Genomic DNA, 13,588 nt, shown 5'->3' with positions numbered 1-13,588 from the left:
AGCATGAGAGATATCTCTATAGTATTAGAGCGTTGGGGCGGCTGGGCTGCCAGTGATAACAGCGGGGTAGATTACTCTCATATTGCTGCGGGTTTTAAAGGCTTACTGCCATCAAAATCACCGAGTAGGCTTTCATGCTGTGATGATGACGGGATTATCATTGATAGCTGTGTTGCAAGGCTCAATAAGTTCAAGCCAGATGAGTATGAGTTGTTGGTTTTGCACTATCTGTACAACGTATCACTCAGGTCGATTGCACGTAAGCGTAGGTGTTCGGATGGAACTATAAGAAAAGAAATGCAGTTAGCTGAGGGGTTTGTATACGGATGTTTATCAATGTTAGATATTAAATTAGAATCTGACTAAATGATGCCCCTCAGAAAATATCTGAGGGGTTATTTACCATTCTTATCATTACTATTCAAAAGCATTTTTTCCTCATAAATTTCTCTTATTTTCAAAGGGATAAGTGTTGAAAGTAGAAATGAAAATGAAGTAAGGAAGCATATTAAGTATTCTAAAATCTTCATGCTTGTAAGAATGGTATTGGATATTGGATGTTTTGCGTCACTGAGTGCAGCTTTTTCTGGTGGCAGAATAGCATAGTAGATAAAGATCAACACTAAGACGGAAAAGTACAAAAAGAATAATGAACAGTATCTTGCAAACCTTATGTTAAATCTTTTCTTTTGGTTCATTCGTTCAGTTTTAGATAGCCCCTCAAGTATTGAAGCCGCTTCACTAGACATAGACAGAACCAAAAGAAGGAAACCAGTGAGTATAGAAAAAACATTAGCTACAAGGTTCAGAAGATCTTTATTAAATCTGATTTTTTCTTGGAAAAAAAACGAAAAAAGGAGAGATAGAATTGTAAATACAAAGACTACTAGGAAACCCTTCGTGTCGATGCGGTTCATGTATACTCTCCACCACAGTAATTATATAGGTGATCGGGCACTATACAACATTTTGGCTGAAATGTGTTAATATTTCGAATGCATATTCTGGTTTAACGGTTCGCGTTCCATAAGGACGAGTGAAGTAGACTTTATTAACTTTTACATCATCGCCTTTGATTTTAGAACCGCCCTTCGTAATGATATAAAAATCTTCAGATAAATCCTTTGCAATATCCCCAGGGTTTTTTTCTATTTCAGCTGCAAGTCTTGGGTTTGCCTTACTTTTAAGCACTAATTCGCCAGATAAACCCTCTTCACCAACTTTAGGTTCTTTCGCTATAAGTGAACGCAAAGGTGTATTTACTATAGGTAAATCGGTTGCATGTACAGTGGTTTGAAGATGTAGTTCTTTGAAACCCTCATCTTTAATTTTCTTAATTACCGTTTTGTCAATAACATGCGTAATTTTAGGAGACATCTTTAATGTTTTGAAAAATCTATCAAGCCTTGTTATAGGCCAAGTTACTGATAATTGGAAGATTGCACGTATGTAATTTCCACTCACACACAAAAATAAATGGCAGTTATCAAAGTTATCAATATCAAAAAGATCTTTTGCTTTATCTTCAGCTTTTGGTGTTACAGACACTTTAGCTTTTGGATTATAAAATGTTATGTGAGCGAAAACTGCAGCTCCAACATAAGAAATATCCCTTATGCGAATATGACTTTCATCATTAATTTTATAATCTGCATCCACTATGAAGTTCTTGTTGTCCTTTAATTCATCAAAGAACAAAACTGCTTTGTCGTGATTTGTTTCAAACAGAGTAACAACAGCACTTTTTGAAAATTCTTTTTGTTTTTTTTCCGAAAAATTCATAGCCAGATCCTATGTAAATATATAATCACATATGTAAATTATTTAATGTGGAATTATTTTTCTTGAGGGGCTTTGCTTAACACCCTACTTATTTAAGATATATCATTCTTTAATAGAATTCATTAACGCGTACGCAAAAAGCATAGTAATGTGATAAGGGTGGTCGATTTGGCAGTGACTTACCATATGATAATGCACTTTTTGCTTGTTTTTTGATCTTGATGCCATTCATAACGCTTTAGCCGTGTTAATCAATCTATTCCATTATTTATAGGAGTAGCTGCATGGCAAAGTATTCTGGATGTGATGCTTCGTTAAGTGACTCGTTGATTGCTGAAGAAGAAGGGAAAGTCTATAAGAGTTGCCCGTCTTGCTCAGAAAGAGTTGGTCACCATGTTTTCTATCGTTACGATGATTTCGGTATGAGAGATATGGGAGATGGACGTTATATAGTGCAATCATGGTGTCCTGACTGCCGATTTAAAGAACCCCCGGTACTACAAGTTAGTTTTGAATGTGAATAAATCCAATTTAGTGAATCTAGCCCTGGCTTAATCGCTGGGGCTTTTGCATTTCAAAGGTATGCGGTCAGCACATTGGTAGGTGTTGACGCCGGAACCGTAACCGGCTTCAAATTATAGTTAACGGCATGAAAACGTTAACGTACGTGTTTTAAGGCTCACTTCGATGGCCTTTTTATTTCTGCGGGGCAGTTGAGTGGCCCAACGTTATCTGGAGCAGCAGAATGATGAGTAGTGTTGGTCATTATCGTTTAATATCTTCAGGTAACCATTAAAGGATTAGATATGAAGCGAACAATTCTTCTGTTACTGATAGCTTCCAGCCCCGCATTATCTTCGATTACTAATGTCGACAAAGCAGCTACAGATTTATGCGAAAGTGAATGGAGTATGGCCGAAAGATGGGGTTCTACTGATGCTAGCATTGTCTCTATAGTCGATGATGAAATGAGCAAGTTTAAGCGACTGGGTTATTCATACTCAGATTTTGGAATAGATGAAAAAGACTACAGAAAAGTTTCGGTAGAGGGTGGAGAGCCCATGCGGAAGCTTTACAGCTCTTTGAGTTCCCCATTCGCTGAAACTAAAGATTTTTTCCGCAACCGTCAGTTTCCTGTATGCATGCATAACGTTAAAGAGCGCTTAGCTAAGCAATAAATATTAGAATTCCAAATACCTCAAAGGTCCCTTTAAGTGGCCTTTTTTCATTTTAGCCCATCAGTCACCCAATCAACTCCACACACATCACTGCTAATGAGTGGCTGCACTGGTGGGCTAAATTCCCCACATATAAGGAAACCATCATGTCGGAACCGATCACCAGCACCGGAGCCGCCACTGCAACTGTTACTGGCGTTACTTTTATCGGGCTGTTATCGGGGCTGGATGCTGGTGTTGTTGTGGGGGCGTTCGCTGGCGCCGCTGTATTCGTGTTATCAGCGTCAGACTTCTCTCTGTTTAAGAAACTGTTTCTATTTGGCTTGTCATGGGGTACCGGTGTGTTATCAGCCCCTTTCATTACATCGTGTATTAACTTCCTAACACCTAATGAAGTTAAAGCCGCTGAGCCGGTTGGCGCAATGGTTGCTGGTGCTGTTGTCATACGTCTATTGATGTGGGCAAACAAAGAGTCAAAGAACCCCGGCAACATCATCGACCGCTTTAGAAGTGGTGGGGGAAAGCCAGATGAATAATTATCTGCTGACACTTGATGCTATTGCCTGTGCGGTGATAGCTGCCCGTTTATTTGCTTACCGCCGACATGGTGCTACTTATCGACCGATAGCCTCAATTTTTGCTTATGGTCTGATGGTTGCTAGTGCTTCGGTCACTATCAGGATCTTAACGGGCGATTACAACCACGCCGACTGGTCCGAAACTCTTATTAATATCAGCATGGCTGTGGCAATTGTTGCTGCTGGTGGAAATGTCATGCACTTCGCTAAACCGGTGAGACTAAAACCATGACCCCTTATCAATTCAGAATGGCGGCTAACATCAGCGCCGAACTTGCTGCACGTTGGATTCAGCCTATTACCCTGGCAATGAAAGAATTTGGAATTACCACGCCAGTACAACAGGCCATGTTTATTGCTCAGGTAGGCCATGAGTCAGCCAGTTTCACGCTGCTGGTGGAATCGTTTAATTACAGTGTTAACGGTTTGATTGCGACGTTCGGCAAGCGTTTGTCTGCGGATCAGGCTTCGGCGTTGGGTCGCCAGCCGGGTGAAAAATCGGTGCCACTTAATCGACAACAAGCAATCGCCAATTTGGTCTACTCAGGCCGCATGGGTAATAAAGCTGCGGGTGATGGTTGGAAATATCGCGGTCGCGGTCTGATTCAGATTACCGGTTTAGATAATTACCGGGCATGTGGTACCGCCTTGAAGTTGGACTTAATCAGCAATCCTGACCAATTGCAGAGCGATATTAATGCTGTTCGTTCTGCTGCCTGGTTCTGGCAATCCCGCAACTGCGGTCAATATGCTGATGATATTCAGCGTGTCACTCAGCTGATTAACGGCGGAAATAACGGTATCAATGACCGAAAGGCGCGGTTTGAGTTGGCTAAGCGAGAACTACAGCTATGACTACTTGGCGCGCCGCTCTAGTGGCGTTAGTTGCTACGGCTTTCCTTCTTCTGCTTCTCAATCGTAACCATCTGGCAAATAAGGTGGATAAGACGGAAGCAGAGCTGGTGACCGAGCAGGCGACTAACATTGCCCTGGGTAACATCATTGATGCTTACGGTGCTAACGATGCCGCAAACCGAGCAGCCACCACCCGCCAGCTTGAGAACGAAAGGAAACTACGCAATGAAAGTGAAGATCGGCTTAAGCGGTTTATGGCGGCGTCGTCAGATGATAAGTGTGCTATTCAGCGCATGCCTGACGCTAGCATTAACATCATGCGTGAGTAAGTCTGTACCACGTCCAGCCACAACTTGCCCTCTATTGCTACCCCCAGAATCAGCATTAACACAATGCGAGGTGCCGGAGTTCGTCGGTACCACTTGGGGTGATAGCGGGCTGTATGCGCTGACCCTTAAGCGTGAGCTGCGGATCTGTAAGGGGCGGCTTGATGAAATCATTAGCTGGCGGCAGAACGCGGGGCGGAAAATATAATGTATGACCTACCTGGTACCGTTACGTTTATTGTACTTGGCTGTATCTTCGCCATTGTGAGTCGGAGAATTGCTGAGTTCATTCTGTGGCTGTTCAGTTTCGTCCACATCAGTATTTCTTGAGGTTAAACATGGCTCTTATATTTGGAAGGGTTAATAAAACAGATTACGAGCATCAGGCACTGTTTGCCAATATTTGCCCTGTGTATGTTAAGGGCCTGCATACGGAGCAACCAAACATTTGCGCCGCTAATGGTGACCCTGAATGGTTTTTTGATCTAGTTCTCTGGGTATCCTGCAACATTGAAATGCCTTACGAGGGATTCATGTTTACGCATGTACGGCCAATTGAGAGTAGATAACTGTAAAGATAAACAGTAATTATTTACCGTGGTTCATTTTTAACGAGTATAATAAATGCGCCATATGGCCACTACAATATAAGGATACAAAATGAAGGACGGTATTTATTTTGTTGTTTTCAGCAGCAATCAGAATGATATTGGTAGCGGCACTGTAGTGGTAAAAGACGGTGCTGCTAATGGTGGAGACTTTGGTTTTACGTATCAAGGAAAGGTACAAGGTAATACATTGGATTTGCATGTGTCCCAGCATAATCCTCAAGCACAAAATGTCATACCGGGTCTAAAAGAGTACACAATTAACTTAGCAATTAATGACGCAGGTGGTGGCTATCGCCTGACTGGTTCAGTTAATGGTAATCCAGAAGCAAAACTATCTGTAAATGCAAAGCATATTGGTAATCTGATCTAACGATACCGCCTAAAAAAGCCAGTCTTAATGGTTTTTTATATCTAAGCCACTAGCCCAATAAGCCGGTGGCTTTTCTATTGGAGTAACCCCATGCCACCCAGAATACCGCGCGCCTGCCGTAAGCATGGGTGCCGCAATACCACGATCCATAGCACTGGTTATTGTCCTGAGCATCAGAATACCGGATGGGAGAACCACCAGCAGGGTAAGACCAGGCATGAGCGTGGCTATGGTGCTAACTGGGATAAGTTGAAGCCACTGATAAAGGCCAGAGACAAAGGGTTGTGCCAACAGTGTTTGCGTGAAGGTCTGGTGGTGTCGGGTACAACGGTCGATCACATCAGAGCTAAGGCTCACGGTGGCACTGATGACCCATCCAACCTCGAGCTGTTGTGCTGGCCGCACCATAGAAAGAAGACTGCGACCGAACGAATCAAGTGATAATGATTATCAACATTACCAATGTGAGCACCAAAACGGTGCTTCATCACATCAAATGAGAATCAATATCATCAATGGGAGGGGGGGATCGAATCTCTGCAGCCCTTGTCCTACCGTACCGCCAGCCTCATTGGATTTTTTTACCCGCGTAAAATGAAATTAAAACTGGAGGGATTATGGCTGGAGCGCCGGGCCGATCCGGACGCCGAGCCAAGCCAACTGCCCGGAAGGAATTGGCGGGCAATCCGGGTAAACGTGCTCTGAATAAAGACGAACCCGCATTCACGCCGATCAAGGGGGCATCGCCGCCAGAGTGGTTTGATGAATACGCCTCAACGATGTGGATCATGGCGGCAAAAGAGCTTTGTGCTCAGCAAGTGCTTTGTGCCACTGATCTGCATAACCTTGAAATGTTCTGCGTGGCCTACTCCACGGCCAGAAAATCCCAAAAGCATGTGGCCGAACATGGCGTTGTGATGGTTGGTGCAACCGGCGGGCCAGTAAAGAACCCTGCTCTAACGGCATTGAATGAAGCCATGAAACAGTTGGCTTCTTTCGGCGGTATGTTGGGCTTAGACCCTAGCAGTCGCGCCCGTTTAGTTGGCGCAGGCAAGAAAACCTCAAAGAATCCGTTCACAAACCTATGACCAGAAAAGCCTATCCGAATGTTAATGCGGCGAATCAATACGCCCGTCATGTGGTGCAGGGGCGGATTATTGCTTGCCGTTTTGTTATTGATGCCTGTCAGCGTCACATCGATGATCTGGCGGCAGAAAAAGGCCGTAAATTTAAATACAGATTCGATAAGGACCGCGCAGAGAAAGCCGCAAAGTTTATTCAACTGCTTCCTCATACCAAGGGGGAGTGGGCCTTTAAGCGAATGCCCATTACCTTAGAGCCGTGGCAACTTTTTATCGTCTGCTGTGCGTTCGGTTGGCTGCATAAAGGCAGTAAGTTGCGCCGGTTCCGCGAGGTCTACACCGAAATTCCCCGTAAAAATGGCAAATCGGCTATTTCCGCTGGGGTGGCACTATTCTGCTTTTCATGTGATGACGAGTTTGGCGCAGAGGTTTATTCCGGTGCCACAACAGAGAAGCAAGCGTGGGAAGTATTCCGGCCTGCGCGCTTAATGTGCAAGCGTACTCCGCTGCTCTGTGAAGCCTTTGGCATTGAGGTGAATGCTTCCAACATGAACCGGCCAGAAGATGGTGCGCGGTTTGAGCCGGTTATCGGTAACCCCGGTGACGGTTCATCGCCCAGTTGCGCCATCGTGGACGAGTATCACGAACACGAAACAGACTCACTCTACACCACCATGTTAACGGGGATGGGGTCACGCAGACAGCCCATCATGTGGGCCATTACCACGGCTGGCTATAACATTGAAGGGCCGTGCTACGACAAGCGCCGAGAAGTTATTGAAATGCTTAACGGTACCGTCCCAAACGATGAACTGTTCGGGATCATCTATACCGTTGATGAGGGTGACGACTGGACATTACCAGCATCACTGAAGAAAGCTAACCCCAATATGGGGGTGTCTGTTTACAGTGATTTCTTACTGAGCCAGCAACAAAGGGCAATGAATAATGCCCGTCAAGCCAACATTTTTAAAACTAAACATTTGAATATCTGGGTATCTGCCCGATCTGCATTCTTCAATATGGTGAGTTGGCGGGCTTGTGAAGATAGCACCCTGACACTGGAACAGTTTGAAGGTCAATCCTGTTATCTCTCTTTTGACCTGGCACGCAAGCTGGATATGAACTCCATGCCGCGCCTGTTTACCCGGACTATTGACGGGAAGCAACATTATTACTGTATCGCCCCTAAGTTCTGGGTGCCGTATGACACGGTATTCAGTGCTGATGTTGAGGATCGGCGCACTGCTGAGCGTTTCCAAAAGTGGGTAATTACCGGCCATCTTGAGGCTACTCCTGGTGCCGAAATAGATTACCGCGAAATTCTTGAGGCTGCCAAAGAGGTAAACCGTCTAAATCCAGTCGAAGAATCGCCTATTGATCCACACGGCGCAACCAACCTTTCTCACCATCTGGCTGAAGAGGGGTTAAGTCCGATCACTATCGTTCAGAACTATACAAACATGAGCGACGCCATGAAGGAACTGGAAGCCGCTGTTGAGTCTGGGCGCTTTCACCATGATGGCAACCCAATCATGACATGGTGCATCAGCAACGTAGTGGGTAAGTATCTGCCGGGCAACGATGATGTGGTCAGGCCGATAAAAGAGGCTTCCGAGAACAAAATAGACGGTGCTGTTGCACTAATCATGGCGGTTGGCAGAGCAATGCTGAATACGCCGGGTGATTTCCTTTCCAACCTCGATCCAGACGAAGAACTGCTTATCTTATGAAATCACTGATTATCGACATTATCGGGGTAGCCGGTTTCGGTTTACTCATGGCGGGGCTTTATCTGCAATTTGGCACAGCGACGGCATTACAGTGCGCGGGTGGTGGAATGTTGATATTCGCACTGTTCGTCGCAAGGAGAAAATACCGTGCTACTTGATGCTTTGTTCCGAAGTAACCCACTGGAAAATCCAGCGACACCTGTAACGGGAGAATCAGCAGAAGAAGCCGGTTTCTTTAAATCTGACGTTTTTGTCAGCCCTGAAACCGCCATGAAACTGGGGGCGGTTTATGCCTGTATTTATGTGCTGTCTTCAACATTGGCACAGATGCCGCTGCATGTGATGCGCAAAACCGGAAATACGGTTGAAGTCGCACGGGATCATCCCGTTTTCTATCTGGTGCATGATGAGCCGAACGTCTGGCAAACCAGTTACAAATGGCGGGAGCTAAAGGAACGGCATGTTCTTGGCTGGGGCAATGGTTACACCAAGGTTATTCGCTCACGGCGCGGCGAGATAATCAGTCTTGAAGCCTGCATGCCATGGGAAACCACCCTGTTAAATACCGGTGGCCGCTATACCTACGGTGTTTATAACGAGCAAGGTTCTTTTGCTGTCAGCCCTGACGACATGATCCACATTCGTGCACTGGGCAATAATCAGAAAATGGGGCTAAGCCCTATTCTGCAACATGCTGAAACTATCGGCATGGGCATGAGCGGACAGAAATACACCAGCAACTTCTTCGGTGGCAACGCGCGTCCGGCTGGGATTGTTTCAGTCAAAGGTCAATCCCTTGATACTAAAGCATGGGACCGACTGAAATCTGTATGGCAGAAAGCCGCTGCCGCTCTTCGGAATGAAGAGAACAAAACCATGTTACTGCCAGCGGAGCTGGATTATAAGGCGCTGACGGTTTCGCCGGTTGATGCTCAGATCATTGACATGCTCAAGCTGAATCGCTCCCAGATAGCGGGGATTTTCAATATACCGGCCCACATGATAAATGACCTGGAAAAGGCCACTTTCTCCAACATTACCCAGCAGTCTATTCAGTTTGTGCGTCACACGGTCATGCCATGGATTGTGAACTGGGAGCAGGAATTAAACCGCCGGTTGTTTACTCGAGCAGAGCGGGCGGCGGGTTACTACGTCCGCTTTAATCTGGCCGGTTTGTTGCGTGGTACTCCGCAAGAACGCGCCAATTTCTACCATTTCGCCATTACTGATGGCTGGATGTCGCGCAATGAGGCCCGCGCCTTTGAAGATATGAACCCGGTAGACGGTCTTGATGAAATGCTGGTTAGCGTAAATGCGGCCAAATTAACCACTTCAAATACTGATATCGACCCCAACGATAAAGGATCGAGCAATGAGTGAGACAGAAAAACGCTGTTATAGCGGGGAGGTACGGGCAGAACAGCGAGAGAATGAGCCAACCCGCATTATTGGCTACGGCTCAGTGTTCAATACCCGTTCAGAACCGCTGTGGGGGTTTCGCGAAATCATTAAGCCTGGCGCATTCGATGATGTGCTGGGTAATGACGTTCGCGGGCTATTTAACCATGACCCTAACTTTATTCTGGGTCGCAGTAGCGCTAACACGCTCACTTTATCGGTCGATGAGCGCGGTCTGCAATACAACATTGTGGCCCCTGACACACAAACCATTCGTGATCTGGTTATCGCACCAATGTTGCGTGGCGATATCACCCAATCTTCATTTGCTTTCTCAATTGCCCGCGATGGTGAGAGCTGGTACGAGGATGAAGAAGGGATTGTTATTCGTGAGATTTCTAAATTTTCTCGGCTGTATGACGTTAGCCCCGTCACTTATGCAGCCTATCAGGATGCTGATTCTGGTGTCCGCTCTATGCAAGCCTGGCAGGAAGCGCGAGATAGTGGCGCGCTACAACAAGCCATTAACCACAAAATGGCGCGTGAGCGCCTGCTGACTTTGATTAACGCCTAAGGAAATAAATGTATGCCTATGAAATTGCACGATATTAAGCAGAAGCGCAATACCATTTCAACGGATATGCGCGCTTTGCATGACAGTATAGGTGATAACGCCTGGACTGATGAGCAACGAACCAATTGGAACAAGGCAAAAACCGAGCTTCAGGCGCTCGATGATCAAATCTCGCGTGAAGAAGAGTTACGAAGCTTGGATCAGCAGTTTGTTCAGGAGCAGGAGCAAGAACAGCGGCAACGGACTGACACACCAGAGGGCCAGCAACAAGAACAGCGCCAAAAAGCATTTAACAAGTTCTTGCGTCATGGGCAAAGTGAACTGAGTGCCGAAGAGCGCGGCGCTCTGCGCGAGTTACGTGCGCAAGGTACTGCCCCTAATGAAAAAGGGGGTTACACCGTCCCAACCCAATTCCGCGCCATGATTGTCGAGGCCATGAAAGCCTACGGTGGCATTGCCAGTGTTGCGCAGATCATGAATACCGATAATGGGCAGGATATTGAATGGGCTACCTCTGACGGCACTACTGAGGAGGGGGAGCTGTTGGGTGAAAACACCGAAACCAGCGAACAGGATGTTGAGTTCGGTTCTGGCTCACTCGGTGCTAAAAAGCTGTCGTCTAAAATAATTCGTATTTCTAATGAGTTACTTCAGGATAGTGGCGTCAATATTGAAGCATTTTTGGCTGGCCGTATTGCTCAGCGTATTGGGCGCGGCGAGGCTAAATATCTTGTTCAGGGGACCGGCGCGGGTACGCCAGTGCAACCCAAAGGCTTGGTGACTTCTGTCACGGGCGTCACTCCAACAGCAGCGGCCACTACATTTACATGGAAAGAAATGAATGCTCTCAAGCACTCCATCGATCCCGCGTATCGTAATGGTCCGAAATTCCGTTGGGCATTCAATGATTCAACATTGAAAACCCTCACCGAAATGGAAGATCTGCAAGGTCGTCCACTGTGGTTGCCTGAAATCATTGGTGGTGCGCCAGCAACCGTATTGCAGGTGCCTTACGTGATTGATCAGGCAATCGACAACATTGCTGCTGGTAAGAAATTTATGTTCTGTGGCGACTTTGATCGTTTCATTGTTCGTCGTATCACTTACATGACATTGAAACGCCTGGTAGAACGTTATGCCGAATTTGACCAGACCGGCTTCCTCGCCTTCCATCGTTTTGACTGCATTTTGGAAGATACCGCCGCTATTAAAGCGCTGGTAGGTAAACCTGCAGCGGGTGGTTAATTTCACTTGGATTTAAAACATGCCGCTTTTGCGGTTTTTTTATGCCCGCAATCTGGGTTCAGGTTGCGGGTATGGAGGTTTTCATGCTGTTAACACTGCCAGAAATTAAGGCTCAGTGTCGTCTGGATGCTGATTTTGACCATGAAAATGACCTGTTAACCTTGATTGGCGGCGCAGCAGAAAAACGGGTCATCAGCTACACCAACCGTAAATTATATGCGGATGCTGTACCCGAAACAGACCCTGACGGGCTAGTTCTTGAGGATGATATCAAGTTGGCCATGCTGCATCTTGTCAGCCATTGGTATGAAAACCGCTCATCGGTCAGTGATTTTGAGCAGTCAGAAGTTCCGATGAGCTTCTACTTCCTCGTTGGCCCATACAGGTTTATTCCACTATGACTCAACGCCGGTTTACTGAAATCAATGCTACCTATCGGCCACCGGCTCCCGGTGAACTGAATAAGCGCGCCCAGTTCCGCACCCGCGAAGATGTTCCCGGCAATGATCATATGGGAGTTGATACCGTTTATCACAATACCTTTGATACCTGGGCGAAGCTGTCAGCTATTGGTGATTCTGTCCGTATCGGTTCGGTGCAGATTGATATTGCTATTACTCACCGCATTGTTATCCGCTACCGAACGGGTGTCACCACGGATGATGAAGTGGTTATCAATAAAATGGTTTATCGAGTCAAGGGAACCACGAACCTGAATGAAACCAGCCGCTTTCTGGTTATCACTGCTGAAGAACTGGGTACCGTGGAAGTTATTGGGGAGGGGCATTAATGGGAATGGAACGTTCTACCAGCGGTTTATATTTGCACGTTGATTTTGATAAACCTAAAGAGCTGGAATTCAACCAGAAAAGGGTCAGAAACGCCTTTGCTAAAGTGGGGCGGGGTGTGCAAGACGAGGCGCGGCGATTGGTAGCACGCCATGCCATATCAAAGGCGGGGGAAGCACCTGGTACCCGCACCGGCGGGCTATCAAAATCCATCGGCTATAAAGTCCCCTCACCATCAGGTGGACGTCCGGGCTTTATGGTGCGTATCGCTCCCAACCAAAAAGGGGGCAGGCGAGCAACCAGATTACCTTCTGGTGATGATTTCTACCCCGCTTTCCTGTTCTACGGCGTGAAACGCAAGGCCAAGCGGGGCAAGAGTCACCGAAAAGGTGCCTCAGGAGGGAGTGGCTGGAAAATTGCGCCCCGTAAAAACTTCATGACAGAGGCACTGGCCAATCGGCGCACATGGTCTGAGAAGGTACTGTTCAATGCACTAAAAAAATCAGTGGTGGCTAAATGAAATTATCACTCGTTATTGCTGCTCTCCGGCTACGTTGCCCGACATTTGAGGGGCGAGTGTCTGGGGCGGCTGAATATGAGTTGCTTCTCGAAAATGGCAAGATGGCACTACCCAGCGCATGGATTATCCCGACTAACGATACCGCCGGTGAACAGCGCTCAAAAACTGACTATTGGCAGACAATTACAGATGGATTTGCCGTGGTGGTAGTGGTGAATAACAGTGCAGATCAGCGAGGCCAGAAAGCGGCATTTGATGCCGTGCATGATTTGCGCGCTGAGTTGTTTAAAGCGCTATTGGGTTGGCAACCAGAACCGTGTTATGACCCGATTCAGTATGATGGCGGTAATCTGCTGGACACCAACCGCGCGCACCTTTATTACCAGTATGATTTCTCTGCAAAAATTGAGATATCCGAAGAAGATACCCGTCAATGGGATGACCTTCAGCAGCTTGAAGAGTTGAGGCAAATCATGGTTGATGTCGATTTTATGACCCCTGACGGCACCATTGAACACAAGTTAAACATCCCCCTTAACGACGAGTAA

Annotated in this window: 22 protein-coding genes; 20 read left to right on the top strand and 2 right to left on the bottom strand. The window is 46.5% G+C overall.

Going from position 1 to position 13,588, the window contains the following annotated elements; genetic code table 11:
- The first annotated feature begins 3 nt into the window (after positions 1 to 3).
- A complete protein-coding gene (locus V1953_RS12145) occupies positions 4 to 366 on the top strand; it encodes an antiterminator Q family protein (RefSeq protein ID WP_050118747.1) in 363 nt (120 codons plus the stop codon).
- Between the two features lie 29 nt (positions 367 to 395).
- On the opposite strand, the gene V1953_RS12140 is transcribed toward V1953_RS12145, so the two are convergent.
- Together V1953_RS12140 and V1953_RS12135 are read right to left on the bottom strand one after the other, a co-directional pair.
- Positions 396 to 917 (bottom strand): hypothetical protein, encoded by a 522-nt coding sequence (locus V1953_RS12140; RefSeq protein ID WP_221872898.1) that lies wholly within the window; start codon positions 915 to 917, stop codon positions 396 to 398.
- A gap of 40 nt (positions 918 to 957) precedes the next feature.
- Positions 958 to 1,782 carry a hypothetical protein gene (locus V1953_RS12135; protein WP_050139178.1) on the bottom strand — a complete coding sequence of 275 codons (825 nt, stop codon included), beginning with the start codon at positions 1,780 to 1,782 and terminating at the stop codon, positions 958 to 960.
- Between the two features lie 284 nt (positions 1,783 to 2,066).
- On the opposite strand from V1953_RS12135, the gene V1953_RS12130 reads away from it, so the two are divergent.
- From V1953_RS12130 to V1953_RS12040, 19 genes are all read left to right on the top strand, one after another.
- Complete coding sequence (locus V1953_RS12130; protein ID WP_442850971.1) at positions 2,067 to 2,306, top strand: hypothetical protein; 240 nt, start codon at positions 2,067 to 2,069, stop codon at positions 2,304 to 2,306.
- Between the two features lie 282 nt (positions 2,307 to 2,588).
- Positions 2,589 to 2,960: a hypothetical protein gene (locus V1953_RS12125; protein ID WP_442850970.1), complete on the top strand. Its 372-nt coding sequence runs from the start codon at positions 2,589 to 2,591 to the stop codon at positions 2,958 to 2,960.
- A 146-nt stretch (positions 2,961 to 3,106) separates the two neighbouring features.
- Positions 3,107 to 3,496 carry a phage holin family protein gene (locus V1953_RS12120; protein ID WP_226717219.1) on the top strand — a complete coding sequence of 130 codons (390 nt, stop codon included), beginning with the start codon at positions 3,107 to 3,109 and terminating at the stop codon, positions 3,494 to 3,496.
- The gene (locus V1953_RS12115) at positions 3,489 to 3,770 is read left to right on the top strand and encodes a phage holin family protein (RefSeq protein WP_050288472.1); all 282 of its coding nucleotides are present in this window, start codon (positions 3,489 to 3,491) and stop codon (positions 3,768 to 3,770) included. The genes V1953_RS12120 and V1953_RS12115 overlap by 8 nt, the downstream gene beginning before the upstream one ends.
- Positions 3,767 to 4,393: a glycoside hydrolase family 19 protein gene (locus tag V1953_RS12110; protein ID WP_442850969.1), complete on the top strand. Its 627-nt coding sequence runs from the start codon at positions 3,767 to 3,769 to the stop codon at positions 4,391 to 4,393. Before V1953_RS12115 ends, V1953_RS12110 begins: the two co-directional genes overlap by 4 nt.
- Positions 4,390 to 4,722: a DUF2570 domain-containing protein gene (locus V1953_RS12105; RefSeq protein WP_442850968.1), complete on the top strand. Its 333-nt coding sequence runs from the start codon at positions 4,390 to 4,392 to the stop codon at positions 4,720 to 4,722. The genes V1953_RS12110 and V1953_RS12105 overlap by 4 nt, the downstream gene beginning before the upstream one ends.
- Positions 4,619 to 4,927, top strand: coding sequence for an Rz1-like lysis system protein LysC (lysC, locus tag V1953_RS12100; protein ID WP_442850967.1), 309 nt, complete (start codon positions 4,619 to 4,621; stop codon positions 4,925 to 4,927). The genes V1953_RS12105 and lysC overlap by 104 nt, the downstream gene beginning before the upstream one ends.
- A 452-nt stretch (positions 4,928 to 5,379) precedes the next feature.
- Positions 5,380 to 5,700, top strand: coding sequence for a GrlR family regulatory protein (locus tag V1953_RS12095; protein WP_050135024.1), 321 nt, complete (start codon positions 5,380 to 5,382; stop codon positions 5,698 to 5,700).
- A 90-nt stretch (positions 5,701 to 5,790) separates the two neighbouring features.
- Positions 5,791 to 6,141: an HNH endonuclease gene (locus tag V1953_RS12090; protein WP_025379070.1), complete on the top strand. Its 351-nt coding sequence runs from the start codon at positions 5,791 to 5,793 to the stop codon at positions 6,139 to 6,141.
- A gap of 176 nt (positions 6,142 to 6,317) precedes the next feature.
- Positions 6,318 to 6,788 carry a phage terminase small subunit P27 family gene (locus V1953_RS12085; RefSeq protein WP_050139185.1) on the top strand — a complete coding sequence of 157 codons (471 nt, stop codon included), beginning with the start codon at positions 6,318 to 6,320 and terminating at the stop codon, positions 6,786 to 6,788.
- Entirely contained in the window at positions 6,785 to 8,515 is a 1,731-nt protein-coding gene (locus V1953_RS12080; protein ID WP_145514715.1) for a terminase large subunit, read from the top strand. The genes V1953_RS12085 and V1953_RS12080 overlap by 4 nt, the downstream gene beginning before the upstream one ends.
- Positions 8,512 to 8,673, top strand: coding sequence for a hypothetical protein (locus tag V1953_RS12075; protein ID WP_175620100.1), 162 nt, complete (start codon positions 8,512 to 8,514; stop codon positions 8,671 to 8,673). Before V1953_RS12080 ends, V1953_RS12075 begins: the two co-directional genes overlap by 4 nt.
- Positions 8,663 to 9,895 (top strand): phage portal protein, encoded by a 1,233-nt coding sequence (locus tag V1953_RS12070; protein WP_442850966.1) that lies wholly within the window; start codon positions 8,663 to 8,665, stop codon positions 9,893 to 9,895. Before V1953_RS12075 ends, V1953_RS12070 begins: the two co-directional genes overlap by 11 nt.
- Complete coding sequence (locus V1953_RS12065; protein WP_076707136.1) at positions 9,888 to 10,487, top strand: HK97 family phage prohead protease; 600 nt, start codon at positions 9,888 to 9,890, stop codon at positions 10,485 to 10,487. The genes V1953_RS12070 and V1953_RS12065 overlap by 8 nt, the downstream gene beginning before the upstream one ends.
- Positions 10,488 to 10,505: 18 nt before the next feature.
- Positions 10,506 to 11,732, top strand: coding sequence for a phage major capsid protein (locus tag V1953_RS12060; protein ID WP_145514740.1), 1,227 nt, complete (start codon positions 10,506 to 10,508; stop codon positions 11,730 to 11,732).
- Between the two features lie 83 nt (positions 11,733 to 11,815).
- On the top strand, positions 11,816 to 12,133 hold the full coding sequence (locus V1953_RS12055; protein ID WP_061111497.1) for a head-tail connector protein: 318 nt from the start codon (positions 11,816 to 11,818) through the stop codon (positions 12,131 to 12,133).
- A complete protein-coding gene (locus V1953_RS12050) occupies positions 12,130 to 12,522 on the top strand; it encodes a phage head closure protein (RefSeq protein ID WP_442850965.1) in 393 nt (130 codons plus the stop codon). Before V1953_RS12055 ends, V1953_RS12050 begins: the two co-directional genes overlap by 4 nt.
- Positions 12,522 to 13,040, top strand: a complete 519-nt coding sequence (locus V1953_RS12045) for a hypothetical protein (RefSeq protein WP_221872639.1) — start codon at positions 12,522 to 12,524, stop codon at positions 13,038 to 13,040. The genes V1953_RS12050 and V1953_RS12045 overlap by 1 nt, the downstream gene beginning before the upstream one ends.
- Positions 13,037 to 13,588, top strand: a complete 552-nt coding sequence (locus V1953_RS12040) for a phage tail terminator protein (protein WP_442850964.1) — start codon at positions 13,037 to 13,039, stop codon at positions 13,586 to 13,588. The genes V1953_RS12045 and V1953_RS12040 overlap by 4 nt, the downstream gene beginning before the upstream one ends.

The sequence above is a fragment of the Yersinia sp. 2541 StPb PI genome, from assembly GCF_052217145.1.
Taxonomy (GTDB): Bacteria; Pseudomonadota; Gammaproteobacteria; order Enterobacterales; family Enterobacteriaceae; genus Yersinia; species Yersinia enterocolitica_E.
The sequence above is the reverse complement of the archived record's forward strand: the minus strand, read 5'-3'. Positions and strand labels throughout refer to the sequence as shown.